The sequence below is a fragment of the Myxococcus xanthus genome (genome assembly GCF_013116825.1).
In the GTDB taxonomy this organism is placed as follows: Bacteria; Myxococcota; Myxococcia; order Myxococcales; family Myxococcaceae; genus Myxococcus; species Myxococcus xanthus_B.
Genome location: NZ_JABFNS010000074.1, coordinates 21,490 through 44,548, shown reverse-complemented (window position 1 = coordinate 44,548; position 23,059 = coordinate 21,490). Strand labels below are relative to the sequence as shown.

22 protein-coding genes are annotated in these 23,059 nt (G+C 71.3%); 11 read left to right on the top strand and 11 right to left on the bottom strand.

Annotation, left to right across the window (positions count from 1 at the left end):
- From HNV26_RS21645 to HNV26_RS21615, 7 genes are all read right to left on the bottom strand, one after another.
- On the bottom strand, positions 1-929 hold a 929-nt coding region (locus HNV26_RS21645), incomplete at its 3' end, for a methyl-accepting chemotaxis protein (RefSeq protein WP_171452863.1).
- Positions 926-2,095 carry a sensor protein KdpD gene (locus HNV26_RS21640; RefSeq protein ID WP_171442505.1) on the bottom strand — a complete coding sequence of 390 codons (1,170 nt, stop codon included), beginning with the start codon at positions 2,093-2,095 and terminating at the stop codon, positions 926-928. The genes HNV26_RS21645 and HNV26_RS21640, both read right to left, overlap by 4 nt.
- 87 nt (positions 2,096-2,182) lie before the next feature.
- Positions 2,183-2,818: a potassium-transporting ATPase subunit KdpC gene (kdpC, locus tag HNV26_RS21635; RefSeq protein ID WP_171442504.1), complete on the bottom strand. Its 636-nt coding sequence runs from the start codon at positions 2,816-2,818 to the stop codon at positions 2,183-2,185.
- A gap of 14 nt (positions 2,819-2,832) precedes the next feature.
- A complete protein-coding gene (gene kdpB / locus HNV26_RS21630) occupies positions 2,833-4,893 on the bottom strand; it encodes a potassium-transporting ATPase subunit KdpB (RefSeq protein ID WP_171442503.1) in 2,061 nt (686 codons plus the stop codon).
- Between the two features lies 1 nt (position 4,894).
- Positions 4,895-6,616: a potassium-transporting ATPase subunit KdpA gene (kdpA, locus tag HNV26_RS21625; RefSeq protein ID WP_171442502.1), complete on the bottom strand. Its 1,722-nt coding sequence runs from the start codon at positions 6,614-6,616 to the stop codon at positions 4,895-4,897.
- Between the two features lie 9 nt (positions 6,617-6,625).
- On the bottom strand, positions 6,626-6,715 hold the full coding sequence (kdpF, locus tag HNV26_RS21620) for a K(+)-transporting ATPase subunit F (protein ID WP_140786629.1): 90 nt from the start codon (positions 6,713-6,715) through the stop codon (positions 6,626-6,628).
- A 108-nt stretch (positions 6,716-6,823) separates the two neighbouring features.
- Positions 6,824-7,927 carry an outer membrane beta-barrel protein gene (locus HNV26_RS21615; protein WP_171442501.1) on the bottom strand — a complete coding sequence of 368 codons (1,104 nt, stop codon included), beginning with the start codon at positions 7,925-7,927 and terminating at the stop codon, positions 6,824-6,826.
- 271 nt (positions 7,928-8,198) lie between these two features.
- Here HNV26_RS21615 and HNV26_RS21610 point away from each other — a divergent pair, with 271 nt between their 5' ends.
- A complete protein-coding gene (locus HNV26_RS21610) occupies positions 8,199-8,876 on the top strand; it encodes a cytochrome b/b6 domain-containing protein (RefSeq protein WP_171442516.1) in 678 nt (225 codons plus the stop codon).
- A complete protein-coding gene (locus HNV26_RS21605) occupies positions 8,869-9,564 on the top strand; it encodes a molybdopterin-dependent oxidoreductase (RefSeq protein WP_171442500.1) in 696 nt (231 codons plus the stop codon). Before HNV26_RS21610 ends, HNV26_RS21605 begins: the two co-directional genes overlap by 8 nt.
- A gap of 17 nt (positions 9,565-9,581) precedes the next feature.
- Here HNV26_RS21605 and HNV26_RS21600 read toward each other — a convergent pair whose 3' ends face one another.
- Both HNV26_RS21600 and HNV26_RS21595 read right to left on the bottom strand, forming a co-directional pair.
- Positions 9,582-10,016, bottom strand: a complete 435-nt coding sequence (locus tag HNV26_RS21600) for a hypothetical protein (protein ID WP_171442499.1) — start codon at positions 10,014-10,016, stop codon at positions 9,582-9,584.
- A 25-nt stretch (positions 10,017-10,041) separates the two neighbouring features.
- Positions 10,042-10,827, bottom strand: coding sequence for an alpha/beta fold hydrolase (locus HNV26_RS21595; protein ID WP_171442498.1), 786 nt, complete (start codon positions 10,825-10,827; stop codon positions 10,042-10,044).
- A gap of 129 nt (positions 10,828-10,956) precedes the next feature.
- Between HNV26_RS21595 and HNV26_RS21590 the strand changes: the two genes are divergently transcribed.
- Positions 10,957-11,697 (top strand): DNA methyltransferase, encoded by a 741-nt coding sequence (locus HNV26_RS21590; RefSeq protein WP_171442497.1) that lies wholly within the window; start codon positions 10,957-10,959, stop codon positions 11,695-11,697.
- On the opposite strand, the gene HNV26_RS21585 is transcribed toward HNV26_RS21590, so the two are convergent.
- On the bottom strand, positions 11,698-12,360 hold the full coding sequence (locus HNV26_RS21585; RefSeq protein WP_171442496.1) for a hypothetical protein: 663 nt from the start codon (positions 12,358-12,360) through the stop codon (positions 11,698-11,700).
- An 88-nt stretch (positions 12,361-12,448) separates the two neighbouring features.
- The gene (locus HNV26_RS21580) at positions 12,449-13,336 is read right to left on the bottom strand and encodes an EamA family transporter (protein ID WP_171442495.1); all 888 of its coding nucleotides are present in this window, start codon (positions 13,334-13,336) and stop codon (positions 12,449-12,451) included.
- A 176-nt stretch (positions 13,337-13,512) separates the two neighbouring features.
- Between HNV26_RS21580 and HNV26_RS38535 the strand changes: the two genes are divergently transcribed.
- The 8 genes from HNV26_RS38535 to HNV26_RS21540 all read left to right on the top strand — a co-directional run bounded on the left by HNV26_RS38535 (position 13,513) and on the right by HNV26_RS21540 (position 22,999).
- A complete protein-coding gene (locus tag HNV26_RS38535; RefSeq protein ID WP_253816872.1) occupies positions 13,513-13,935 on the top strand; it encodes a hypothetical protein in 423 nt (140 codons plus the stop codon).
- Entirely contained in the window at positions 13,932-15,290 is a 1,359-nt protein-coding gene (locus HNV26_RS21570; protein ID WP_171442494.1) for a sensor histidine kinase, read from the top strand. The genes HNV26_RS38535 and HNV26_RS21570 overlap by 4 nt, the downstream gene beginning before the upstream one ends.
- Positions 15,287-16,024 carry a hypothetical protein gene (locus tag HNV26_RS21565; protein WP_171442493.1) on the top strand — a complete coding sequence of 246 codons (738 nt, stop codon included), beginning with the start codon at positions 15,287-15,289 and terminating at the stop codon, positions 16,022-16,024. The genes HNV26_RS21570 and HNV26_RS21565 overlap by 4 nt, the downstream gene beginning before the upstream one ends.
- Positions 16,021-16,902, top strand: coding sequence for an SAM-dependent methyltransferase (locus HNV26_RS21560; RefSeq protein WP_171442492.1), 882 nt, complete (start codon positions 16,021-16,023; stop codon positions 16,900-16,902). The genes HNV26_RS21565 and HNV26_RS21560 overlap by 4 nt, the downstream gene beginning before the upstream one ends.
- A gap of 143 nt (positions 16,903-17,045) precedes the next feature.
- On the top strand, positions 17,046-17,378 hold the full coding sequence (locus HNV26_RS21555) for a hypothetical protein (RefSeq protein ID WP_171442491.1): 333 nt from the start codon (positions 17,046-17,048) through the stop codon (positions 17,376-17,378).
- A gap of 287 nt (positions 17,379-17,665) precedes the next feature.
- On the top strand, positions 17,666-18,919 hold the full coding sequence (locus HNV26_RS21550; protein WP_171442490.1) for a metallophosphoesterase family protein: 1,254 nt from the start codon (positions 17,666-17,668) through the stop codon (positions 18,917-18,919).
- Complete coding sequence (locus HNV26_RS21545) at positions 18,916-22,140, top strand: AAA family ATPase (protein WP_171442489.1); 3,225 nt, start codon at positions 18,916-18,918, stop codon at positions 22,138-22,140. The genes HNV26_RS21550 and HNV26_RS21545 overlap by 4 nt, the downstream gene beginning before the upstream one ends.
- A 4-nt stretch (positions 22,141-22,144) precedes the next feature.
- The gene (locus HNV26_RS21540) at positions 22,145-22,999 is read left to right on the top strand and encodes a lysophospholipid acyltransferase family protein (protein ID WP_171442488.1); all 855 of its coding nucleotides are present in this window, start codon (positions 22,145-22,147) and stop codon (positions 22,997-22,999) included.
- Positions 23,000-23,059: the final 60 nt, after the last annotated feature.

Genomic DNA, 23,059 nt, shown 5'->3' with positions numbered 1-23,059 from the left:
ACCCGCCCCAGCATGTCCCCGCCCGCTTCCAGCGACAGCCGCAGCACGTCCTCCGCCGCGCGGTTGACGTTGAGCAGCCCTCCGTCCTCGCCGAACACCACCACCGGGTCCGGCAGGCTGTCGATGGCCGCCTGAGATGCCGCCTGCGCCTGGAGCAACTCCCCCAGGCTGCTGCGCCGGTACTGCTGAAGCGCCTCCGCCATGGCGTTGAAGTCCCGCCCCACCTGGGCGATTTCGTCCTGTCCCTCCACCACCGCGCGCGCCGCGTAGTCGCCCTCGCCCAGGCGCCGCACCGCCTGCGACAGCACCGACATCGGACGGAGCGCCCGGTCCGTCAGCGACTGCGAGGCGAACAACCCCACCACGAAGGCCACCAGCACCGCCGCCACCATCACCGTGTTCACCCGCGCGCTCTGCCGCTGCAACGCATCGCTCTTGCGCACCATGGCGTCCTGGTTCAGGTCCAGGATGGCCCGGGCCGCTCCCGTCACCTCCAGAAAGGCCGGCTCGAGAACACCGAAGTACGCCTCCCGCGCCGCCTCCGGCGATGACTGGGCGAGGAACCCGTCGTAGGCCTCCTGGTAACGCCGCCAGGCCGCGCGCAACTGGAGCGTCGCCGCGTCCTCGGCGGGCTCGGTGACGTTGCCTTCCTGCACCCGCAACTGCGACTCCAAGCGCTCGCGCTGCGCCGCCTGCTGCGTCAGCCCGCGCCGCCGCTCGCCCGCGATGATGAAGAGCGCCCCGCTGTCCATGCGCTCCAGATGCGCCATCATCTCCTGCGCGGCCAGCACACTGCGGTAGTTGTCCTGAAGCACGCGAGGCCCAGAACGCCCCACCTGGGACAACGTCACCACCGCCACCACGCCCACCAACAACAGCGCCAGGGCCAGGGGCGCCTGCGCCAACAACAACCGGGCTCGCAGCGTCATGGGCGGCGTCCCTCCTCGCGCGGCTCGAAGGCCACCACGTGGATGTCGAAGCCCCGGCCTTCACGCACCAGCCGCATGTCCACCGCGCGCCCCAGCCGCTGCTTCCACCACGGCTGATGCGAACGGCCGACGATGATGTGGCCCACGCCGTGCGAGCGCGCGAAGTCCAGGATGCTCTTCACCGGGTCCGTGGCCCGCAGGCGCACCACCTCCGCGCCCAGCTCCTTCGCCTTCTCGATGTTCGTCAGCAGGTGCCGCTGCGCCTCCGCGTCGATGAGGTGCGGCGCCTCGCGCGGCGTCTCCACGTACACGACGAACCAGTCCGTGTTCAGCCGGCCCGCCATCCGGGAGCCCCGGCGCAGCAGCGTCGCCGCGTGCCGGGGATAGCTGGACAGCGCCACCAGCACCCGGCCCCACGCCGCGCCCCGCTGCGGCCCCTCATCTCCCTCCTCCGAAGGCGGCCTCGCGGTGGCGCGCTCCAGGCTCTCCGCCACCTCACGCAGCGCCAGCTCGCGCAGGGTGGCCAGGTTCTCATCCTTGAAGAAGCGCTCCAGCGCCCGCGGCACCTTGTCCTGCGCGTAGATCTTCCCCGTCCGGAGCCGCTCATGCAGGTCCTCCACCGCCAGGTCCAGGTTCACCACCTGGTCGGCGGCCTTGAGGAAGCTGTCGGGCAGTGTCTCCCGCACGGTGACGCCGGTGGCGCGCTCCACCAGGTCGTTGAGGCTCTCCAGGTGCTGGACGTTGAAGGCCCCGATGACGTTGATGCCCGCGTCCAGCAACGCCTGCACGTCCTGGTAGCGCTTGCGGTGGCGGCACACCGGCAGGTTGGTGTGGGCCAGCTCGTCCACCACCGCCACCTGGGGCTTGCGCGCGAGTACCGCGTCCAGGTCCATCTCCTCCACGGTGACGTCGCGGTAGGTGTACTGCTTGCGCGGAACCACCTCCAGGCCCTCCACCAGCGCCTGTGTGTCCGCGCGGCCGTGCGACTCGACGAAGCCCAGCACCACGTCCACGCCGCGCCGCTTCAGCGCGTGTGCCTCCTCCAGCATCCGGTACGTCTTCCCCACCCCGGCCGCGAAGCCGATGTAGAGCTTGAGCCGGCCGCGCCTGCCCCGCTCCACCAGCTCCAGGAAGTCCTCCGCGCGCGAGCGCCGCGTCATCGTCATCCTCTGCCCATCCGGTGGGGCGCCGGGGCAAGGATGCCCTCGCGCCCGGCGAATCTCACGTGGTGAATGCGCGTGCCCCCACGTCGCTCAAGGTGCGCCCTGGCCCGGTGAGGCTCCGCCCCCCACGCCCGGCGCCGCGTCCGGAAGCGGCCCGAAGCGCCTGTCCAACGCGAGGTTCAACAGCAGGACGTTGACGCGCGGCTCGCCCAGCACGCCGAAGGTCCGCCCCTCCACCAGCGCGTCCACCACGTTCAGCACCCGCTCCGGCGCCAGGCCCCGCGCCCGCGCCACCCGCGCCGCCTGCCAGCGTGCCGCCTCCGGCGACAGGTGCGGGTCCAACCCGGACGCGGACGTCGTCACCAGTTCGGCGGGAACGGCCCCCGCCGCCTCCGGATTCTCCCGGCGCAGGCGCTCCAGTTCGGCCGCCGCGCGTTCCTTCAGCTTCAGCGACGTGGGCCCCAGGTTGCTGCCCGAGGACGCCGCGCCGTCGTAGCCCGGGCCAGCGGCGGAAGGACGCGGATGGAAGTACCCCGCCCGGGTGAAGCCCTGGCCGATGAGCGCGCTGCCCACCACGCGGCCCCGGCCGTCCTTCACCCACGAGCCGTTGGCCTCCCCCGGAAAGAGGAGCTGCGCCAGCCCGGTGACGGCCAGCGGGTACAGCAGGCCCGTGAGCACCATCGTGACGACGCACGTGCGCAGGGCCGTGAGGAATGTGGAGAACATGGGGATAAGTCCTTTCACGCCAGACCCATGGCGCCAATCAGCACGTCGATGACCTTGATGCCCACGAAGGGAACGATGACGCCGCCCACGCCGTACAGCAGCAGGCTGCGCCGCAGCAGGGCCTCGGCGCCCAGCGGGCGGTAGCGGACACCCTTCAGCGCCAGGGGGATGAGCAGGATGATGATGAGCGCGTTGAAGATGACGGCCGACAACACCGCGCTGAACGGCGAGGACAGCCCCATCACGTTGAGCGGCGCAATCTGGGGGAAGACCCCCATGAAGAGCGCCGGGAGGATGGCGAAGTACTTCGCCACGTCGTTGGCGATGGAGAAGGTCGTCAACGTGCCGCGCGTCATCAACAACTGCTTGCCCACCTCCACCACCTCCAGCAGCTTGGTGGGGTTGGAGTCCAGGTCCACCATGTTCCCGGCCTCCTTCGCCGCCTGGGTGCCGGTGTTCATCGCCACGCCCACGTCCGCCTGGGCCAGCGCGGGCGCGTCGTTGGTGCCGTCGCCCGTCATGGCCACCAGCTTGCCGCGCCCCTGCTCGGTGCGGATGAGGGCCAGCTTGGCCTCGGGGGTCGCCTCGGCCAGGAAGTCATCCACGCCCGCCTCGCGTGCAATGGCCGCCGCCGTGCGCGGGTTGTCGCCCGTAATCATCACCGTGCGGATGCCCATGGCGCGGAAGCGGTCGAAGCGCTCCTTGATGCCGCCCTTCACCACGTCCTTCAGGTGGATGATGCCCAGCAGCCGCGCACCGTCCGCCACCGCCAGCGGCGTCCCTCCCGCGTCGCCAATGCTGCCCGATGCCTGCGCCAGCTCGTCCGGCACCGCGCCGCCCTGGGAGCGGACGTACGCGATGATGGCGTCCACCGCGCCCTTGCGGATGCTGCGCGGGTGCGGGTCCACCAGGTCACAGCCGCTCATGCGCGTCTGCGCGGTGAAGGGCACGAAGGTCGCGTGGTGCGCCTGCAGTTCGCGCGGGCGCATCTTGTACGTGTCCTTCACCAGCGTGACGATGGAGCGTCCCTCGGGCGTCTCATCCGCGAGGCTGGCGAGCTGCGCGGCCTCGGCCAGCTCCTCCATCCGCACGCCCGACATGGGGAGCAGCTCCGTGGCCATGCGGTTGCCCAGGGTAATCGTCCCCGTCTTGTCGAGCAGCAGCGTGTCCACGTCACCCGCCGCCTCCACCGCGCGGCCGCTCATGGCCAGCACGTTCTTGCGCAGCAGCCGGTCCATGCCCGCGATGCCAATGGCGCTCAACAGGCCGCCAATCGTCGTGGGGATGAGGCACACCAGCAGCGCCACCACCGCAGTGCCCGACAACGGCACGCCCGAATAGAGCGCCAGCGGGACCAGCGTCACGCACGCCAACAAGAAGATGAGGGTGAGCCCCACCAGCAGGATGTGGAGCGCCACCTCGTTGGGCGTCTTCTGCCGGGCCGCGCCCTCCACCAGGCCAATCATCCGGTCCAGGAAGGAGTCGCCGGGGTTGGCGGAGATGCGGACGCGGATGCGGTCGGAGAGCACCTTCGTCCCGCCCGTCACCGCCGAGCGGTCGCCGCCCGACTCCCGGATGACGGGCGCGGACTCGCCGGTAATCGCGGACTCGTCCACGCTGGCGATGCCCTCCACCACCTCACCGTCACCGGGGATGAGGTCCCCGGCCTCGCAAATCACTTCGTCCCCCTTGCGCAGATCCGGCGCGGGCACGCGCTCCTCGCGCCCGTCCTTCCAGCGGCGCGCGGTGGTGTCCTTGCGCATCTTCCGCAGGGCGCCAGCCTGGGCCTTGCCGCGGCCCTCCGCCACGGCCTCCGCGAAGTTGGCGAAGAGCACGGTGAACCACAGCCACAGCATCACTTGCACGGTGAAGCCCAGCGGCGCGGCATCCGGGCGCGGCGACACCACGTCCTTCACCACCAGCACCGTGGTGAGCAGGCTCCCGGCCCACACCACGAACATGACGGGGTTGCGGGCCACGTCGCGCGGGTGGAGTTTGCGCAGGCTGTCCACCATCGCGAGTTTGAGCAGGGAGGCGTCCAGCAGCGACGCCGGTTTCGAGGCAGGCGAGGACATCTCAGTAGAGCTTTCCGGCCCCGGCGAGGAAGTGCTCGACGATGGGGCTCAAGGAGAGGGCGGGGAAGAACGTGAGCGCGCCGACGACGACAATCACGCTCACCAGCAGACCGGTGAAGAGCACGCCGTGCGTGGGGAGGGTGCCCGGGCCCGCTGGCACCACCTTCTTCCCCACCATGGAGCCGGCGATGGCCAGCGCGGGCACCATCATCAGGAAGCGTCCGCCGAGCATCGCCACGCCCAGGGTGATGTTCCAGAAGGGTGTGTTGGCGTTGAGGCCCGCGAAGGCGCTGCCATTGTTCGCCGTGCCGCTGGTGTACGCGTAGAGGATTTCCGACAGGCCGTGCGGCCCCCCGTTGTTGAGCGAGGACACGCCCTGCGGCAGCACGGATGCCAGCCCGCTGAAGCCCAGCGTGAAGAGCGGGAAGATGAGCACGTACAGCATCGCGAGCTTCATCTCCCGCGCCTCGATCTTCTTGCCGAGGTATTCGGGCGTGCGGCCCACCATCAGCCCGGCGATGAAGACGCTGAGCACCACCATGACGAGGATGCCGTAGAGGCCCGCGCCCACGCCGCCGAAGACGACTTCGCCCAGCTGCATGTTGACCATGGGCACCAGGCCGCCCAGGGGCGTGAAGCTGTCGTGCATCGCGTTCACCGCGCCGCACGAGGCCGCGGTGGTGACAGTCGCGAAGAGCGCGGAGGCCGCGACGCCGTTGCGCACCTCCTTGCCCTCCAGGTTCCCAGCCTGCGCCACCTGCCCCGCGGCGCTCACGGCCGGGTTCGCCTGGGACTCCGCCGCGTACACCGCTGCCACGCCTACGAGGAAGAGGACGGACATCGCCGCGAGCAGGGCCCAGCCCTGCCGGTGGTCACCCGCCATCTTCCCGTAGGTGTACGTGAGGGCCGCTGGGATGGCGAAGATGGACAGCATCTGCACCAGGTTGGTGAGGGGCGTGGGGTTCTCGAAGGGATGCGCGCTGTTGGCGTTGAAGAAGCCGCCGCCGTTGGTGCCCAGCGTCTTGATGGCCTCCTGCGAGGCCACCGGTCCCTGCGCCAGCGTCTGACTCGCGCCCTCCAGCGTCACGACCTGCGCATAGGGCGTGAAGTTCTGGAGCACGCCCTGCGACACCAGGAAGAGCGCGTAGACCAGGCACAGCGGCAGCAGCACGTAGAGGGTGGCGTTCATCACATCCACCCAGAAGTTGCCCAACGTCTTCTGCCCGTCCGGACCGGGACGGCGGGTGAAGCCCCGCGCCAGCGCCAGCGCGACCCCCATGCCCGCGGCGGCGGAGACGAAGTTCTGCCACGCCAGCGCCACCATCTGCGTGAAGTAGCTGAGCGTGGACTCACCCGCGTACGACTGCCAGTTGGTGTTCGTGGTGAAGCTGACGGCGGTGTTGAAAGCCAGCTCCGGCCCCACCGCGCCCAGCCCTTGCGGGTTGAACGGCAGCAGGTGCTGCACGCGCTGGAGGCCATAGACGATGAGGACGCTGAAGAGGCTGAACGCCAGCAGCGAGCTCGCGTAGGCCCCCCACGTCTGCTCGCGCCGGTCCGCCGCGCCACACAGGCGCAGCAGCAGGCGCTCCACGGGCCCCAGCACGCGCGGCAGCGGACGGGTGTCCCCTTCGAGGACGCGGAAGAGATAGGCCCCCAGCGGCTTCGTCACCGCCAGCACCAGGGCGAAGAACAACAGGATTTGCGACCAACCGATGAAGGACATGGTGGGGGCCTAGAAGCGCTCCGGGCGGAGCAGCGCGTAGATGAGGTAGGCACCGAGCAACACGGACAGGACGGCGCCAGCGGCGTATTCGAAAGTCATCGGGCAGTGCCTCACAGGCGCTCGCAGCCGTGGACGTAGGCCCACGCGAGCGCGAAGAAAGCGGTGGTGACAAGGACGAGCACGAGGTCCATGAGATGGGGCTCCCGTTCAGAACCAGGCGACGGCGCTGAGCACCCCGAGCGTCTCGGCGTCCTCGAGCGTGGGTGCGCCATCCCCTCCCGTGGCGCGGCCGGTGAATACGTCTGCGGTGGAGGTGTCGCGGCGCGCCTCCATCTTGAGGACCAGGTGTTCTGCGGGCTTCAACTCCAGGGTGAGGGTGCCGCCCGCCAACGTCTGGACGACCCCCGTGATGAGCCCGTCCTCGTCGCGATAGGCCTCCACCCGGGCGGCAACGGCCACGACGTCGGAGAGTTGCATCCGCGCGTTGAAGCCCGCCGCGTACCACAAGGCCGCGGACTGTCCGGAACGCGCCTGCCGGCCCACGTCCGCCGTGGCGGCCAGCGCGAGGGCGTGCGTCACCTTCCAGGTGGCCACGGCGTCCACGAAGAGCCGCAGGCCACCGTCACCTTCTTCGCCCACGAAGGTGTTGAGGGCGGTGGAGAGCCGCGTGCCCGCGTAGGCCACCTGCGTGCCCAACGCCTTGCCGCGGTTGTTCTCTCCAATCGTCTGCCAGCCATTGAGCAGGTGGAGCTGCGCGCTCCACGCGTCATCGAAGGCCCAGGTGCCCTTGAGGCCGGATTGGTAGTAAGGCGACAGCTCGCCCATCCACGAGCGCGTATAGGTCCAGTTGAGCTGCGACTGGAACGACTCCAGACCGATGTGGCTGGGATAGACGCCCGCCTCCAGCGTCAGGGGCCCCGTCGCGTATGACACCGTGGCCTGCTGGAGATGGCGCCACACCTCGGGCCCGATGGCCGGGCCTTCCGGCTCGGCCTGGTGCAGCACCTCCATGCCGGTGCCAAACCCCAGCAACACCTTGAAGCCCACGGGCTCGGGCGCGAGCGACACGCCCAGCGACGCGAGGTTGATGGAGACCTCGTTGTCCCGCCGGGCGGTGGTGCCCGTACCAGGGATGAAACTGGCGCCGTCGGCGGGGCGATTGGCGTTGTAGCCGAAGTAGACGTCCACCCCGCCTTCCACCTCCAGGCGAGACAGCAGGCCCGGGGCTTCGGCAGCGGGAGACGGCTCCGGCGAGGGAGCCTGGGACAACAACAGGGAGGACACCAGGGAGGTCAGCGGAGAAGAGAGCATGGTCGTGCCCTCCCCAAGAGCACGCGCCGTGCCTGGCGACGGCTCACGAAGGCGCCGTCATTCCAGGGGGTTGTGTCCCTGCCACCATTCTCCAGGTTGCAACTTGCACGAACGGGCTCGAGCGCATCGTGCGCGCTGAAATCCCGCCGCCTCTCCCTGCCCCGCGAGGCCAGGGCCCGTCCTCACGTCGACGTAGGGAGAACGGCACCCGCCCGGAATGACGGCTGCCCACCAACGCGGGACGAGCCGCGCCCACCCCGCGTGGCGCCGGGTGCTTTCTTCCGCGCGCGTGCAAGCCCCTGAACGACGCAGGCCTCAGCCGTGGCTCATCCGAGTCACCCACTGGCTCAACGTACCGCTGCTGCTCATCATGGCGGCCAGCGGACTCCAGATACTCGTCGCCTATCCGATGCTCGGCCCACAGGGCCGGCCCTACGGCTGGTATCCCTTCCAGGGCATCCCCCCGCCCGAATGGATGCGGCTGGGGAGCTGGCTGGCCGGCGCCCGACACTGGCACTTCGCCTTCGCGTGGTTCCTCACCCTCAACGGCGTGGCGTACGTGCTCTACCTCGCCCTCAGCGGTGAGTGGCGCCGCCGCCTCTTCCTGCCCCGCCGCGATACACGCAACGCCCTGGACACGCTCGCCTTCTACCTGCGCGTGCGAAGACACGCACCCGCGCAGGGGCTCTACAACGGCCTCCAGCGGCTGGCGTACACGGGCACGCTGGCGCTGGGGCTGCTCGCGGTGCTCTCCGGGCTGGTCCTCTACAAGCCCGTGCAGCTCGGCGCGCTCACTTCGCTGCTGGGTGGCTACGACGCGGCGCGCGCCATCCACCTCATCGTCCTGGCGCTGCTCGCCCTCTTCACCGTGGGCCACATCGCCCTGGTGCTGCTCCACCCGCGGAGCCTGGCGGAGATGGTGACGGGCGGAAGGAAGCCGGATGCCTAGACACCTCCTCACGCGGCGCACGGCGCTGCTGGGCACCACCGCGCTCACGGCCAGCGCGTGCGACAGCACCCGCCCTCGCGAGGGCTTCCTGGGCGTCATGGAGCGCTTCAACGCGCGCGCTCAGGCCGCGCTGTTCGACGAACGCCGGCTGGCGCCGGAGCTGCCCCCCGAAGAGACGACGCCTCCAGGCAAGTTCCCCGAGTACTTCATCTCCGACACGGTGCCGCTCGCGCCCTCGGGATGGGCGCTCCGAGTGGGCGGGCTCGTGGCGCGCCCCACCGTGCTGACGCTGGACGCCCTCCAGCGCCTGCCGCGCACGGACCTGCGCATTCGCCACCACTGCGTGGAAGGCTGGAGCGCGGTGGCGTCCTGGCATGGCGTTCGCCTGAGTGAGCTGGCCCGCCACGTGGGCGCGGACACCCGCGCGGGCTACGTGGAGCTGCGCTCGTTCGACGCGGGCTATTACTCGTCCTGGGACCGGCCCAGCGCCTTCCATCCGCAGACGATTCTGGCCTACGGAATGAACGGCCAGCCGCTGGCGCCCGGCCACGGCGCGCCGCTGCGCCTCTATTCGGGCGTGAAGCTGGGCTACAAGATGGTGAAGTACCTCACCGAGGTGAACTTCCTGCCCGAGCCCTCCGGAGGCTACTGGGAGGACCGCGGCTACGAGTGGTTCGCGGGCGTGTGAGGCCCCCTCAGCCCGCCTCAGACCTTGCTGCCGGCGAAGCCACCGCCAAAGGGCGAGAAGCCCCGCTTGCGCAGCGCCTCGCGCTCGGCGTGGAGCGCGGCCAGCGCCTCGTCGCGCGTGGCGTAGTGATTGACGGCCGCGCCGTTGATGGCGCCGCTGGTGAGCACGAACATGCGCGTCATCTCATCACCACCGAAGCGGTACGAGCGGTGCGTGTAGCGCTCCAGCACCTCGCGCCGCTCCTTGCCGAAGACGCGGCCGGCGGTGAACTTCACCACCAGCCCGTCCAGGTTGATGAGGAGGTCCACCTTGGGCGGATACTTGGAAAGGTGCTCCTCGACTTCCTTCCGCCAGCGAAGGACGTCCGCCTCATTCACCAACACACAGTCGGTGAAGTACGCGGTGACGACGTCGTTCAGCGCGTCGTACTCGAAGGACATGTTCCAGGCCATCGTGCTGCCTCCTCGAAGCGGGCGCTCAGGCCGGCAGGGAGCCGGCGAGGAAGGCGGACACCAGCGCCGCCGTCTCCGCCGGGCGCTCCACCTGTGGGTAGTGACCGGGGCCGGGAAGGTACGACAGGCGCGCGCCGCGAATCCTCGACACCACCGCCTCCCGCAGGAAGGCCGCCGGCAGGAAGGCGTCGTCCGTGGCCAACACCAGCGTGGGCGCAGTAATCGAGGCCAGCTTGTCGGCGAAGCCACCCGCCGTCCACGCGTCGAAGACGTGCTCGATGGCCGCCGGGCTGACGCCCATCGAGTCCTTCACCAACGCCTCCAGGGCCTCCGGCGACAGCTGCTTGCACGCGAGCCCGAGGATGGTCTGCTTCTTCTCGCGGCTGTCCGCCGACGTGCGGAACAGCCCCGCCGCATCCGGAGGCAGCGGAAGCCCCGCGGCGGGCACCGTGTTGAGGAGCACCAGCCCCTCCACGCGCGCCGGCACTTCCGCGGCCACCCACTTCACCAGCTGGCCGCCCATGCTGTGCCCCACCAGCGTGAAGCGCCGCGCGTCCACGGCGTCCGCCACGGCCAGCACGTCGCGCGCCAGCGACTCCAGGCTGAAGCCTCCGTCCGGCCGGCCCGACTGACCGGAGCCCCGCATGTCCGGAATCACCAGCCGCAGCCCCGTCAGGTCCAGGCGCTCCACCAGCGCGTCCCAGACGGCGCCTGATACCATCCAACCGTGGACCAGGATGACCGTGCGCGGACCCTCACCCACGACACGGTAGTGGAGCGAAGTCCCGTCTTTCGCTGAAGTCGTGGGCATTCCGTCTCTCCGTTGCAACGAGATAAAACAGGATTGTAGAAATCTACAGAAGCACTAGCAAGCCACGGTTTGGGCGTGTTGACCAGCCCGACGCGGAGTGCGCGCGGCTCTGGCAGACTCCGGCGCCTCATGGTGGACGAACAGGCAGGCGCCACGGGCGCGGCGAAGCGCACGGTGTACTGCGAAGACGCACTCGTGTGGCTGGAGGCGCGGCCGGTGCTGGAGGGCAGCTCGGCCATCGCGTCCCTGCCGGACTGGTCCGAGTTCCCGTCCCTCTCGCTGGCGGAGTGGAAGGCCTGGTTCATCCGCGCCGCGGCGCTCATCCTCGCGCGCGTGCCGCCCGAAGGGGTGGCCATCTTCTACCAGACGGACGTGAAGGACGAGGGCACCTGGGTGGACAAGGGCTATCTGGTGGCCCGCGCCGCGGAGGAGGTGGGCGTCGACCTGCTCTGGCACAAGGTGGTGTGCCGGCGGCCGCCCGGGACGGTGACGTTCGGCCGGCCCGCGTACTCCCACATGCTGTGCTTCTCGCGCGGCGTCCGCGTGGACATGGCGAAGTCCACGCCGGACGTCCTGCCCGAAGCGGGCGAGGTGACGTGGACGCGCGGCATGGGCGTGGAAGCGTGCCTCATCGCGTGCCGCTTCATCCTGGAGCACACCCGCACGCGCACGGTGGTGGACCCCTTCTGTGGCCACGGCACCGTGCTGGCCGTGGCCAACGCGCTGGGTCTGGACGCGGTGGGCGTGGAGCTCAGCCGCAAGCGGGCGCGCAAGGCCCGCAACCTGCGCGCGGAGCTGATGGACGGCACGCTGGTCCTGTCAGGCGCCCATGGCACGGGCGCGCCTGTGAGCGACGACGACGCGCTGTAGTCACCCTTGCGGCGACCGCGCCGCGACGTCCTCGCCAGGCGCCGGAACGAAGGCGGACTGGGCGCCCGACTCCCGCGCCACGGCGGCCTCCAGCTCACCGATGAAGGCCGCGAAGAGCCGCTCTTCCAGCGCCAGCGCGGCGTCCAGCGTGGCGCCCACGGCGGTGAGGCGCTCGACACACGCATCCTCGATGGTGCGCCGGTGGCTCTGCTCCTCGGTGACGACGCGCCCCAGCTCCTCGCGCACGGCCGGCTGGCGGGACGCGGCCTTGTAGAGCGGGTACAGCACCATGGCGCGCCGTTCGATGGCCGTCGTCGTGAGCAGGTAGTGCAGATAGACGTCCGGCGCGCCCGTGAAGGACGTCGCCCAGGTGGCCAGCTCGTGGTCCAGCGCCTGGAAGTAGCGGCCCGCGGCCTCCGGGCAGAGGAACGTGGTGATTTCCGCGCCGGCGACCTCGGCGGACAGGCGCTTGAAGGCGAAGGCGTGGCGCGTCTCGTCGGCCAGGTGCCCCAGCACCTCCAGCGTCGGGTGCCGGTCCGCCACGGTGCGCGAAATCTTCCGCGCGCCGATGAACTCCATCAGGGACAGGGTGTGGAGCCAGCGCGCCTCCATGTCGGGCGACTGGGCAAGCTGGCGGAGCACGGCCTGGATTCGGTCACGCATGAGGCCGTCCTCTAGCCCGGCGCCGGGCCCCATTGCGAGCCCGAAGACAGGCCCGCCCCCGGGGAACGGTGTCGGCGGACCCTTCCGGTCAGCTCGCGGCGGCGACTTCGACGGGCTTGCGAGACGTGGCGGAGCTGCCCACGGACGCCAGGATGATGCAGCCGATGGCCGCCCATTGCACCAGCGACAGCCGCTCCTTCAGCAGCAGCAGCCCGGACACGGCGGCCAGCGCCGGCTCCAGGCTCATCAGGATGCCGAACGTGCGCGTGGGGAGCGCCTTGAGGGCATACATCTCCAGCGAGTACGGCAGCGCGCTCGACAGCACGGCCACGCAGAGGATGATGGGCAGCAGCGACACGTCCAGCAGCTTCATGCCCGCGTGCGCGACCCCGAAGGGCATGACGAGCAGCGCCGCGACGCACATCCCCAGCGACGCCGCCGTGCCACCGTGGACGGTGCCTCCGGCCCGCTGACCGAAGAGGATGTACAGCGCCCAGCAGGTGGCGGCCACCAGCGCCCAGAAGACGCCCATCCAGTCCAGCGCCCGCGACGTCTCCGACAGCGGCAGAATCAGCAGGATGCCGGCCAGGGCCAGCAGCGCCCACACGAAGTCGAGCGCCCGTCGCGTGGAGAAGATGGCCAGGGCGAGCGGCCCGGTGAATTCAATGGCGACGGCGATGCCTAGCGGGATGCGCTCCAGCGCCAGGTAGAAGGTCAGGTTCATCCCGCCCAGCGCCGCGCCGTAGATGGCCACGGCCCGCAGGTCCTCGCGGGTGAGCCGCTGCCGCCAGGGCCGGAACACCGCCGCCAGGATGAGCGCCGCGAAGAACACGCGAAGCGCCGTGGCCCCCGCCGCGCCCAAGACGGGGAAGACTTGCTTGGCCAGCGAAGCGCCCGTCTGGATGGAGGCCATCGCGACGAGCAACGTCAGGACCGCCACCGTGACCGGCCCCGGCTTCGTCAAGACTCGAGACATTCCGCGCACCTCTTCCACCGCGCCCTCTGTCCATCCCGTATCACCCGCCTGCCCTGAAGGGTGAAGAGAACACGCTGGACAACACTCGCCTGGCCGGGAGTTTGACGGCGCGGGGGCGCCTTCGCTTTGCTCGGGGGTGAAACGACTGTGCCGGGCCCCGGGGGGGGGAAGCCAGCATGACGCCAAGAGTCCGAGAAATCCGGTTCCATCCACTTCGCACGCGACGAGAATGCCCACCGCGCTGGGATGCCCGCACGGGCGCGCTCGCGACGCCGCGGCCTCGAAGCCGCGCGTTCAAGCCAGAGCTCGGCGGCCCGCGCGGTGACACGGTCCGTGACGACGCGCTGACCGCCTACCTGGCGCGCTGCAATGAGCTGGGCGCGATGGAGGGCCCGTTGGGTGCGCGCACGCTCAACCCCGCACTGCGGCCCGTGGTGGAGGCCCTCCACCACGTGCTCGCGGGCGGCGAGGTGTCGGTGCAGCTGCTCCAGCGCGGCAACGCGGACATCGTCAATGAACTGAACCTCCGGGCCGAACGCGCCACCGAGGAGTCGTCCAGCCTGGGTACGGCGGGTGACATCCTGTCCGCCACCGTATGAGTCCGCGCTCCGCCGGGCGACAGGCCGTCCTGTCCTCGTTCCGGCGGTGGACGCGCGCCCAGGATGCCGCGGAGGTGCTGGCCGCCTCGGGCCTGGGCGCGTGGCTCGCGCTCTGCGCCTTCGTGCCGAGCCTGCTGGCCATGACGGCCTGGGCCCCCGGCGCGCGGAGCTTCTTCGGCATCCACTTCGGCACCGCGCTGCTGTGCGCCGCGCCCATGTTGGCCAGCGGCGTCCTGTTCTCGCTCGTCCACCGGCGGCGCCGCCGCATCGAGCCCTGGGGCTGGGTGTGGCTCATCTTCAGCGTGGCGGCGATGCACTTCTTCGTGGCCGCGCTGATGGCCCTGTCGGCGCCGCCAGGGGCCGCCGTCATCGCCTCGCTCTTCCTCTTCACCACCGCCTTCCATGGCCGCCTGCACCGGGTGACGCCGCGCCAGCCCTTCCTCGCCCTGGGCACCGCGCTGGCCCTGGCGCTGGCCCTGCCCCTGCGCGGCAGCGACGAACACCTGGCCCTCTTCGGCGTCATCGGCCCCGCGGCGCTCACCGCCCAGCTCTACCTGGGGACCTTCGCCGTGCAGCATGACCGGGCCCGCGCGGACGCGGAGCGCCTGCGCGCCGCCGTGCACGCGCAACTGCTGGAGCAGCAGGAGCGCGACGTGGGCCGCCTGTCGCAGGCGCTGTCGGAAATCCTGGGCTACCACCACGACATCGACAACGCGCTCATGGCGGCGGGCAGCGCGGCGGACATGCTGGCCGTGGTGGGCGCGCACCGCCCGGGCCCGGGCCGCACCGAGTTCGACGACCTGCTCCGGCAGCTCAACGACAACCTGACGCAGATACGGGACATGATGATGGACGCCCGCAACAAGGGGCGGCGCCATGCCGGCATGGAGCCGGAGCCCGTGGAGCTGACGCCGGTGCTGGACTCGGTGCAGGCCAGCGTGGGCCTGCGCTTCCCGGACGTGGACATCCAGGTGGAGGTGGAGCAGCCCTCCCCGCCCCTGCGCGCCCTGATGCGCGGCGGCGCGCCCACGCTGCGCCGGGTGGTGGAGAACCTGGTGCTCAACGCCTGCGAGGGCAACGGCGAGGAAGGCGCGGCGCGGGTCCTCATCCATGCGCGCGTGGAGCCGCTCAGCGGGCGCCTGGAGGTCACCATCACGGATGATGGCCCCGGCTTCCCGCCCGGCCAGCTCGGCCGCCCCGCCGAGGCGCTGTACACCAGCAAGTCCCACGCGACGGGCCTGGGCCTCTACACCAGCGAGTGCCTGCTGCGCGCCAGCGGCGGCATGCTGCACCGGCAGAACGCGGCCGGGGGCGGCGCCGTGCTCCGCATGGTCCTTCCCAGGGAGTACCGATGAGCGGCGGAGCCCTGTACCAGGAGTCGCTGCGCGCGCTCCGCCGGCTGAGCCTACCGGAGGTGTCGGAGCGGGACGTGCTCGCGGCGCTGGAGGCGGCGCAGCCGGGCCCCCTGTCCCTCTTCTACGAGGCGGGCGCGGAGGCCGGTCTGTCGCGCGAGGCCCTGATGGCGCGCGGCGCCGGGCTCTTCCTCAGCTTCAGCGCGGGCAACCTCGCCGACGACCTCATCGACGGCGAGTGCACGTACCACGACCCACCCATCCGCGTGGGTCCGTGCGTGCAGTTCATCCTCCAGAACCTGGCCTTCGCCACGCTGTGCGGCACGCAGGCGCGGCTGCCGGGCCCGGTGCTGGAAGAGGCGGTCCGCACCCTGGCGGTGGCCGCCGGCCCGCAGGCGCTGGAGGTGCGCGCCAGCGACTGGACGGCGCCGTTGTTCCGCCAGGTGGCGGAGGGCATCGCCGGCCAGCAGTGGGCCGCGTACCTGCGCGTGTTGTGGGCGGGCACGGTGCTGGAGCCCCGCGCGGCGGCGGCGGGCCGGGCGCTGGGCGTGGCCGCGCACGTGGCGGAGGACATCCGCACGCGGGACGTGCGCTTCACCAGCATGCCCGGGGCGGACCGTCACGCGGTGGTGGCCTGGGCGCGCGCCGCCGCGCAGACGCTGCGCCGACTGAACCTGCGCTGCCTGGACGCGGCGCTGCGCCGCATCGAACCGATGCTGCCAGAGGGGGAGTCATGAGAGCCGAAGCCGTGCAACCCGAGTGGAGGCGCGACGAGGTGAGCGCGTACTACGAGGCGAAGACGGAGCGGCTGCTCCAGCGCTATGGTCCCGGCCCCCGCGTGCACTATCACTCCGGGCTGGTGGACGGGGTGCCGCCGCCCGGCGCGCCCTCGGAGGTGCTGCGCGACACGGTCCATTCCGCGCAGGAAGCGCTGCTGGTGGAGCTGGCGCGCGCCGTGGGCCGCTTCCCGGACGGCGGCGAGGTGCTGGACGTCGGCTGTGGCCTGGGTGGCGGCGCGATGTACTGGGCCACCGAGCACCAGGCGCGCGTGACGGCGGTGACGAACGTGCCCTCGCATGTCGCGTTGGTGCGCGGCTTCGCGGAGGCCGCGGGCGTGAGCACGCGCGTGCGCCCCATCCTCTGTGACGCCCTCTCCGTTCCGGGCCGCGCGGCCTTCGACGCGGTGGTCGCGGTGGAGAGCACCTGCTACCTGCCGCGCGCAGAGTGGTTCCGCCACGCGCGGACGTTGCTGAAGCCAGGCGGCGTGCTGGCCATCGCCGACTGCTTCCTCTGTCGTCCGGAGCTGGCTCCCGGCTTCGACCGGTACTGGCGCACGCGCATCGGCTCGCTCGACGAATACCTGTCCGCCGCGCACGCCGCGGGGTTGGAGCTGGAGGTGCGCGACGACGTGTCCTCGCGCGTGGTGGGCTTCTGGTCGCTGACGCTGGAATTGATGGTGCATGAGCGCGCCTCGGCCCACCCCTCCCAGCATCCCCTGCGTGCGCTCGCTCAGGCCGGCCGCGGAGAGTCCAGCCGCGAGCACCTGCGCCTGCAGCAGGCGCTGATGGACGGCGGTCTGGAGTACGGGCTGCTCGTGCTCCGGCGGGTGGACTGAGGCCGCGACATCTCCGGCGAAAGCCTGCCCCTGGCCGCCTGGACGCAGCCCGGGCGTACGTGTGCAACGGCCGAGGGGACGGGGTGCAACACGCGAGGGTCGCCTCCAGCCTTGGGCCAGTCGCTACTCAGGGAGGAAACGCGATGCAGGCTTTCAATCGGTGGATGGTGCTCGGTGCAGTGGCGGTGGCGATGTCCGTTACAGGATGCAGGGATCAGAACCGTGAGCACCAAGGGACGACGACCACCCCGGGTGCGGAGGGCACCGGAGGTAGCGGCCAGGGCACGCAGCCGCACCCCAGCGGAGGAACCGGCGGCTCCGGCGGCACCGGCCGGGAGATTCAGGGCTATGACGCCGGCACCGGCGGCTCCGGCCACGAAATGCAAGGCTACGACGCCGGCACCGGCGGCTCCGGGATGATGAACGACCACAACCCCCAGGACACCGGGACGCACAGCCCCGAAGGTCAGCAGTAGCCCGCCTGCTCACGAACGGCCGCGAGCAAGCAACCCACGGGGTCCGGGATGCTCCCGGGCCCCGCTCCGCTTCTGGGCCTTCGCTCGGAACAACCCGGCGAGTCCGCCACACCGACCCGTGAGGATTCTCTCCGGACCTTCGGCTCTGTCCTACCCGGCACACCCCGTGTGGCCGCGAGTCGACGCCACCCGGGCACAAAGGGAGGGGTCGCTGTCGGCCAGCGACCGTGCGTCCGGGCCGGAATGTCGGGTCACCCGCCCGCATCGGGTACGTTGTGCGGCGAGCCATGCCCTTCAAGTTCGTTCATGCCGCCGACCTGCACCTGGACACGCCTTTCCGGGGCGTCGCGACCCAGGGACCGCTCCTGGGACGCTTCCAGGACTCGACGTTCCGAGCGCTCACGCGCATCACGGAGGTGTGCTTGCGAGAGCGGGTGGCCTTCCTGCTGCTCGCCGGAGACCTCTTCGACGTGAAGGACCGCTCGGTGCGCGCGCGGCTGGCGCTGCGGCGCGAGCTGGGCCGGCTGGACGCGGCGGGCATCTCCACCTTCATCGTCCACGGCAACCATGACCCGCTGAGCGGAGACACCGGCGCGCTGGGGCTTCCGCCGTCGGTGAAGGTGTTCGGCCCGGATTGGGAAGACGTGGAGGTGAAGCGCGAGGGCCGGAGACTGTGCCGCGTGCAGGGCATCTCCTATCCGGACGTGGAGGTGCGCGACGACCTCTCCGCGCGCTTCCGCCGCACCGGGGACGGCTTCAGCGTGGGGCTCCTGCACGCCAACCTGGGCGGCGCGGAGGGCCACGCCAACTACGCGCCCTGCACCACCGCGGGCCTGGGCTCGCGCGGGCTGGACTACTGGGCGCTGGGCCACGTCCACACGCGCGCCGAGCACATGCTCCCCGGCGGCGGCGTGGCGGTGTACCCCGGCAACCCGCAGGGCCGGCACGCGAACGAAACCGGCCCGCGCGGATGCATGTTGGTAGAGGTGGAGGACGGCGGCATGCGGCGGCGCTTCATCCCGGTGGACGGCGTGCGCTGGCACAAGCTGGAGGTGCCGCTGACCGGCGTCAGCACGCTGGACGGGCTGCTGGCCACGGCGATGGAGGGCGTGGAGGCACGCTGCGCGCCCGAGCTGGACGGCCACGCGGTGCGACTCACCCTCACCGGAAGAGGTCCGCTGCACCGCGAGCTGGCCCGCCCTGGCGCGCTGGCACAGCTGGAGGTGGACCTGCGCGAACAGCTCGCGAGGAGCCACCCACCGGTGCTGCTGGAGTCGCTGCGGGACAGCAGCCGGCCGGAGGTGGACCTGGAGGCGGTGTGCGCGGCGGGCGGCTTCGCGCGCACGCTGCTGGACGAGGTGGGCTTCCTCGCGGAGGACCCGGCGGCGCTGGCCCGGTTGTGGGAAGAGGAGGCCCTGGGCGCGTTGAGCCAGCGGCTGAAGCGGCTGGGCGTGGACGCGCTGGAGGCGCCTCGCGCGGAGTGGGTGGTGCAAGCGGGGCTGCACGGCGTGGAGTCGCTGCATGAGGAGGAGACGTCATGAAGCCGGGGCTGCGCATCGACGCGCTGCGCGTGCTCGGCTTCGGCCGCTTCTCCGGCCTCACGCGCGACCTGGGGCCGGGACTGCACCTGCTGTACGGCCCCAACGAGGCGGGGAAGAGCACGCTGCTGGCCTTCCTGCGCAGCATGCTGTTCGGCTTCGAGAAGCGCGGGCAACCGGAGCGCTACGAGCCCGCTCACGGCGGCGCGTTCGGCGGCGAGCTGACGCTGACCACCCACGCGGGACCGCTGCTGGTGCGCCGCATCGCGAGCCGGCGCTCGTCGGAGGGCGAGCTGTCGGTGCGCGACGCGGAGGGGACGGAGCTGTCGAAGGAGTCGCTGGAGAGCGCGCTGGCCCACGTGTCACGCGAGCTGTTCTTCGACGTGTTCGCCTTCCGCCTGGATGAGCTGGCCGGCTTCGAGCGGCTCACCGAACAACGAGGCGCCTCCGAGGCCCTGGTGGCCGCCAGCATGCGCGGCGCGCGCCGACTGCCGGAGGTCATGGACCAGCTCCGCAAGAGCACCGAGGGCATCTACAAGCCCAACGGCGTGAAGCCTTCGCTGAACGAGACGCTGAAGGCCCTGGAGGACGTCCAGGCACGGCTGCGACAGGAGGGAGATCGGCCCGCGCGCTACTTCGCGGAGAAGGAGCGGATGGGCGCGCTGGTAGAGGAGCAACGGACGCTCGAAGCGGTGCTGCTGGAGACGGGGACCGGACTGGAGCGGCTGACGCGGCTGGAGGCGGCGCTCGGGGACGTGGCGGCGCTGGCGCAGGCCCGCGCCGAGCTGGCGACGCTGCCCGCGCTGGAGACCTTCCCCGAGGCGGGTGAGTCGCGGCTCGAGGACGGCCTGCACCGGCGCCGAAGCTATCGCGCGGAAGGCGCTCGGCTGGCGGAGCGACTGGCCACGGTGGAAGCCGGACTGGAGCGGCTGTCCGCGCCGTCCGGGGTCCGGGGTCGCGAGGAGGCGCTGAGCCAGGCCCTGGCGGCGTACACCGAGGGCGCCGCGCTGCTGCGCGCCCTGCCCTCCCGCCGGGCCGCCCTGGCTGAGAAACAACGGCAGGTGGAGCTGGCCTTGCGCGAGCTGGGCCTGCCCGTGGATGGGCCCGGCCTGTTGGCGCTGGACTTGAGCGTGAGCGTCCGCGTGACGCTGGAGGAACTGGCGCTCCGGCTGGGGGCGGCCGAGGTCGCGCGCCGCGAGGCGGAGGGCGCATGGGCCCGCGCCGTCTCGGAGCGTGAGCGGCTGGACGGCGCGCTGGCGCGAGTGGACGCGGAGCTGTCCACGCTGCCGGAGGAGCGGGCGTCGCGGATTCGTCAGCAACAGGCGGGGCTGGGACGGCTGCGCACCGTGCGCGCGGAGATGGAGCGCCTGTCGGAGCAGCGCGCCGAGCTGCACCGGCAATTCGAGAGCGTCCGCACCCAGGGCGAGCCACAGGCGACGGCGGCGGTGCTGCCCACGTGGTGGGTGCCGGCGGTCGCGGCGGTGGTGGTGGCGCTCGCGGTGACGGCGTGGCTGCTGGCGGGCCATGTGGTGGGCGCGCTGTGCCTCGCGGGCGGACTGCTGCTGACGGGCGTGCTGGAGCTGGCCCGGCGCCGCGTGGAGGCGGCGCGCGACGCGGACGTGGAGGCACAACGCGCGCGCCAGCGCTGGCGGCAGCAGGAAGAGGAGCGGCTGCGAGCGGCCTTGATGAGCCTGTCCGCGCGGGAAGAGCTGCTGCACCGTGAGTTGTTGTCCGCGGCGTCCGAGGCCGGACTCAACCTGGTCGCGACGGCGGCGGACATGGCGGCGCGGGAAGCCGTGCTGGCGGATGCGCTGGAGCGAGCGGGACGGTGGGAGCAGCTCCAGCGGGAGCGGGAGACACTGCACGCGGAGCACACCGCCGCGCGACGCGAGGAGCACCGCGCGAGTGAGTCGGTGGGCGAGGCGGAGTCGCGGCAGGAACAGTTGGGCGCGGAGCTGACGGCCCTGCTGTCCGAGCGGCGCTTCCCTCCCACGTTGGCCGCGTCCGCGGCACTGGCGCTGTGGCGCGACGCGGCGGCGCTCCGCCAGCGACTCCTGGACGTCGGCGCGGAGGAAGCCGCGCTCACGGTGGATGCGCAGGTCTGCGCCCTGGTGACGTCGCGGCTGTGGGCGGAGGCCGTGGTGGCGGAGCTCATCCCGGGCGCGACGGAGGCCCGCGAGCTGGACGCTGGCGTCATGGAGCCCCTGGCGTCGCGGGTGGCGGCGGCGCTGGAAGCGGAGCGCGCGCAGAGCCTGGAGCGCAGGACGTTGGAAGAGCGGCGGCACGAACTGCGCGCGGAGAAGGCGCGACTGGACGGGCTGTGCCACGACGAAGAAGCGGCGTTGACGACGCTGCTGGCCGAAGGTGGCAGCGCCGACGAGGAGACCTTCCGCCGCCGCGCCGCGCAGGCACGCCGCTACGTGGAGCTGACGGGCCGGACGCGGGAGCTGTCACACCGCATCGAGGCGCGCACGGGCCTGTCGGAGACGCTCGCGCGGCAGGCGCTCATCGACGTGGGCGGCGAGCAGGGCCTGCGCGCGGAGCTGGAATCCCTGCGCGGCAGACAGGCGGAGGCCCAGGACCGGCTGAAGGCGGTGCTCACGGAGCGCGGCGCGCTCAGCCACCAATTGGAGCAGTGGGAGAACGACGACGCGCTGGCGAAGCTCCGCATCGTCGAGGAGTCCCTGCGCGCACGGGCCGCCGAACTGGCGAAGCAGTACGCGGCGGACCGGCTGACCCTGGCACTGCTGGCGCGGGCGCGCCGCCGCTTCGAGGAGGAGCAGCAGCCGCGGGTGGTGCAGCTCGCCTCGGAGCACTTCGCCGCGCTCACCCAGGGCCGCTACCAGCGCGTCTTCATCCCCACGGGAGAGGAGCGCGAGCTGCGCGTGGGTGATGGCCAGCGGGACTGGAGCGCGGCGCAGCTCTCCCGAGGGACGCGCGAACAGCTCTACCTCGCGTTCCGGCTGGCGGTGGTGCGCGACTTCGGCGAGACGCGCGGGGCGCTGCCGCTCATCGTCGACGACGTGCTGGTGAACTTCGACCCGGAGCGGGCGCGCGGCGCCATCCACCTGCTGGCGAAGCTGTCCGAGCACCAGCAGGTCATCGCCTTCACCTGCCATCCCTGGCTGCGAGACGCCTTCGCCGCCGAGGGCGCGCGGGTGCAGGCGCTGGACGCCTCCACGAGCGAACCGCCCGCGCCCGTGTCCGTGCTGAAGACGGGTTAGCCAGATGATGTGGAACGGGGTCATCGGCGTGAGCCCCGAAGCGGACCGGCGCGAGACACCTCCAAGTACAAGCCCACACCCCACGCGCCTGTGGCACACTGCGCGCGCCATTCGACTCCTCTTCTCCATCGTCTTCTGGGCGTTCCTGATGCTCTCCAGCGCCGTGCTCTTCGTGGGCGCCGTGCTGGTCTGGCTCGTCACGTTGCCGTTCGACCGCGACGGGCGCGTCCTGCACCTGTATTCGTGCTTCTGGGCGCAGCTCTACTTCTACGTCAACCCGCTCTGGCACCTGGAGGTCGACGGCCGCGAACACCTGCCCTGGCGGGGCCCGGCCGTGCTCGTGTCCAACCACGAGTCGCTCGGCGACATCCTGGTCCTCTTCGGTCTCTACCGCCCCTTCAAGTGGGTCTCCAAGGCGTCGAACTTCAAGCTGCCCCTCATCGGCTGGAACATGCGGCTCAACCGCTATGTCCCCCTGGTGCGCGGTGACAAGGCGAGCATCATGAAGATGCTGGCTGACTGCGAATACTGGCTGTCTCGCGGCGTGCCCATCCTCATGTTCCCCGAAGGCACGCGCTCCTCCGACGGCGTCGTGAAGCCCTTCAAGGACGGCGCCTTCGCGTTGGCCATGAAGCAGCGCTGCCCCGTCATCCCCGTGGTCCTCACCGGCACCGCGCGCACCCTGCCCAAGCACGGCCTGGTGCTGGAGACCACCGCCCGCTGTCACGTCCAGGTCATGCCCCCCGTCGACCCCAGCGCCTTCACCGATGTGGCGGCCTTGCGTGACCACGTCCGGAATCTCATCGTCTCGGAAAAGGCGCGTATCGAGGCCCTGACGCCCGGCGCCGCGACCCCATAGCGCCGGCCCGAGCCCCAGGCGAAGATACGCTCCGGGTTCGAGGCGGGGCTCGTGCTCCGG

What these genes read in the sequence shown, in the direction of transcription:
- kdpB (WP_171442503.1), bottom strand. Translation starts at nt 4,893, where the DNA reads ATGTCCTCGCCTGCCTCGAAACCGGCGTCGCTGCTGGACGCCTCCCTG.
- HNV26_RS21585 (WP_171442496.1), bottom strand. Translation starts at nt 12,360, where the DNA reads ATGCGTGACCGAATCCAGGCCGTGCTCCGCCAGCTTGCCCAGTCGCCC.
- kdpF (WP_140786629.1), bottom strand. Translation starts at nt 6,715, where the DNA reads ATGACTTTCGAATACGCCGCTGGCGCCGTCCTGTCCGTGTTGCTCGGT.
- HNV26_RS21640 (WP_171442505.1), bottom strand. Translation starts at nt 2,095, where the DNA reads ATGACGATGACGCGGCGCTCGCGCGCGGAGGACTTCCTGGAGCTGGTG.
- HNV26_RS21570 (WP_171442494.1), top strand. Translation starts at nt 13,932, where the DNA reads ATGAGTCCGCGCTCCGCCGGGCGACAGGCCGTCCTGTCCTCGTTCCGG.
- HNV26_RS21545 (WP_171442489.1), top strand. Translation starts at nt 18,916, where the DNA reads ATGAAGCCGGGGCTGCGCATCGACGCGCTGCGCGTGCTCGGCTTCGGC.
- HNV26_RS21550 (WP_171442490.1), top strand. Translation starts at nt 17,666, where the DNA reads ATGCCCTTCAAGTTCGTTCATGCCGCCGACCTGCACCTGGACACGCCT.
- HNV26_RS21580 (WP_171442495.1), bottom strand. Translation starts at nt 13,336, where the DNA reads ATGTCTCGAGTCTTGACGAAGCCGGGGCCGGTCACGGTGGCGGTCCTG.
- HNV26_RS21555 (WP_171442491.1), top strand. Translation starts at nt 17,046, where the DNA reads ATGCAGGCTTTCAATCGGTGGATGGTGCTCGGTGCAGTGGCGGTGGCG.
- HNV26_RS21605 (WP_171442500.1), top strand. Translation starts at nt 8,869, where the DNA reads ATGCCTAGACACCTCCTCACGCGGCGCACGGCGCTGCTGGGCACCACC.
- HNV26_RS21590 (WP_171442497.1), top strand. Translation starts at nt 10,957, where the DNA reads ATGGTGGACGAACAGGCAGGCGCCACGGGCGCGGCGAAGCGCACGGTG.
- HNV26_RS21540 (WP_171442488.1), top strand. Translation starts at nt 22,145, where the DNA reads ATGATGTGGAACGGGGTCATCGGCGTGAGCCCCGAAGCGGACCGGCGC.
- HNV26_RS21600 (WP_171442499.1), bottom strand. Translation starts at nt 10,016, where the DNA reads ATGGCCTGGAACATGTCCTTCGAGTACGACGCGCTGAACGACGTCGTC.
- HNV26_RS38535 (WP_253816872.1), top strand. Translation starts at nt 13,513, where the DNA reads ATGACGCCAAGAGTCCGAGAAATCCGGTTCCATCCACTTCGCACGCGA.
- HNV26_RS21560 (WP_171442492.1), top strand. Translation starts at nt 16,021, where the DNA reads ATGAGAGCCGAAGCCGTGCAACCCGAGTGGAGGCGCGACGAGGTGAGC.
- kdpA (WP_171442502.1), bottom strand. Translation starts at nt 6,616, where the DNA reads ATGTCCTTCATCGGTTGGTCGCAAATCCTGTTGTTCTTCGCCCTGGTG.
- HNV26_RS21615 (WP_171442501.1), bottom strand. Translation starts at nt 7,927, where the DNA reads ATGCTCTCTTCTCCGCTGACCTCCCTGGTGTCCTCCCTGTTGTTGTCC.
- HNV26_RS21565 (WP_171442493.1), top strand. Translation starts at nt 15,287, where the DNA reads ATGAGCGGCGGAGCCCTGTACCAGGAGTCGCTGCGCGCGCTCCGCCGG.
- kdpC (WP_171442504.1), bottom strand. Translation starts at nt 2,818, where the DNA reads ATGTTCTCCACATTCCTCACGGCCCTGCGCACGTGCGTCGTCACGATG.
- HNV26_RS21595 (WP_171442498.1), bottom strand. Translation starts at nt 10,827, where the DNA reads ATGCCCACGACTTCAGCGAAAGACGGGACTTCGCTCCACTACCGTGTC.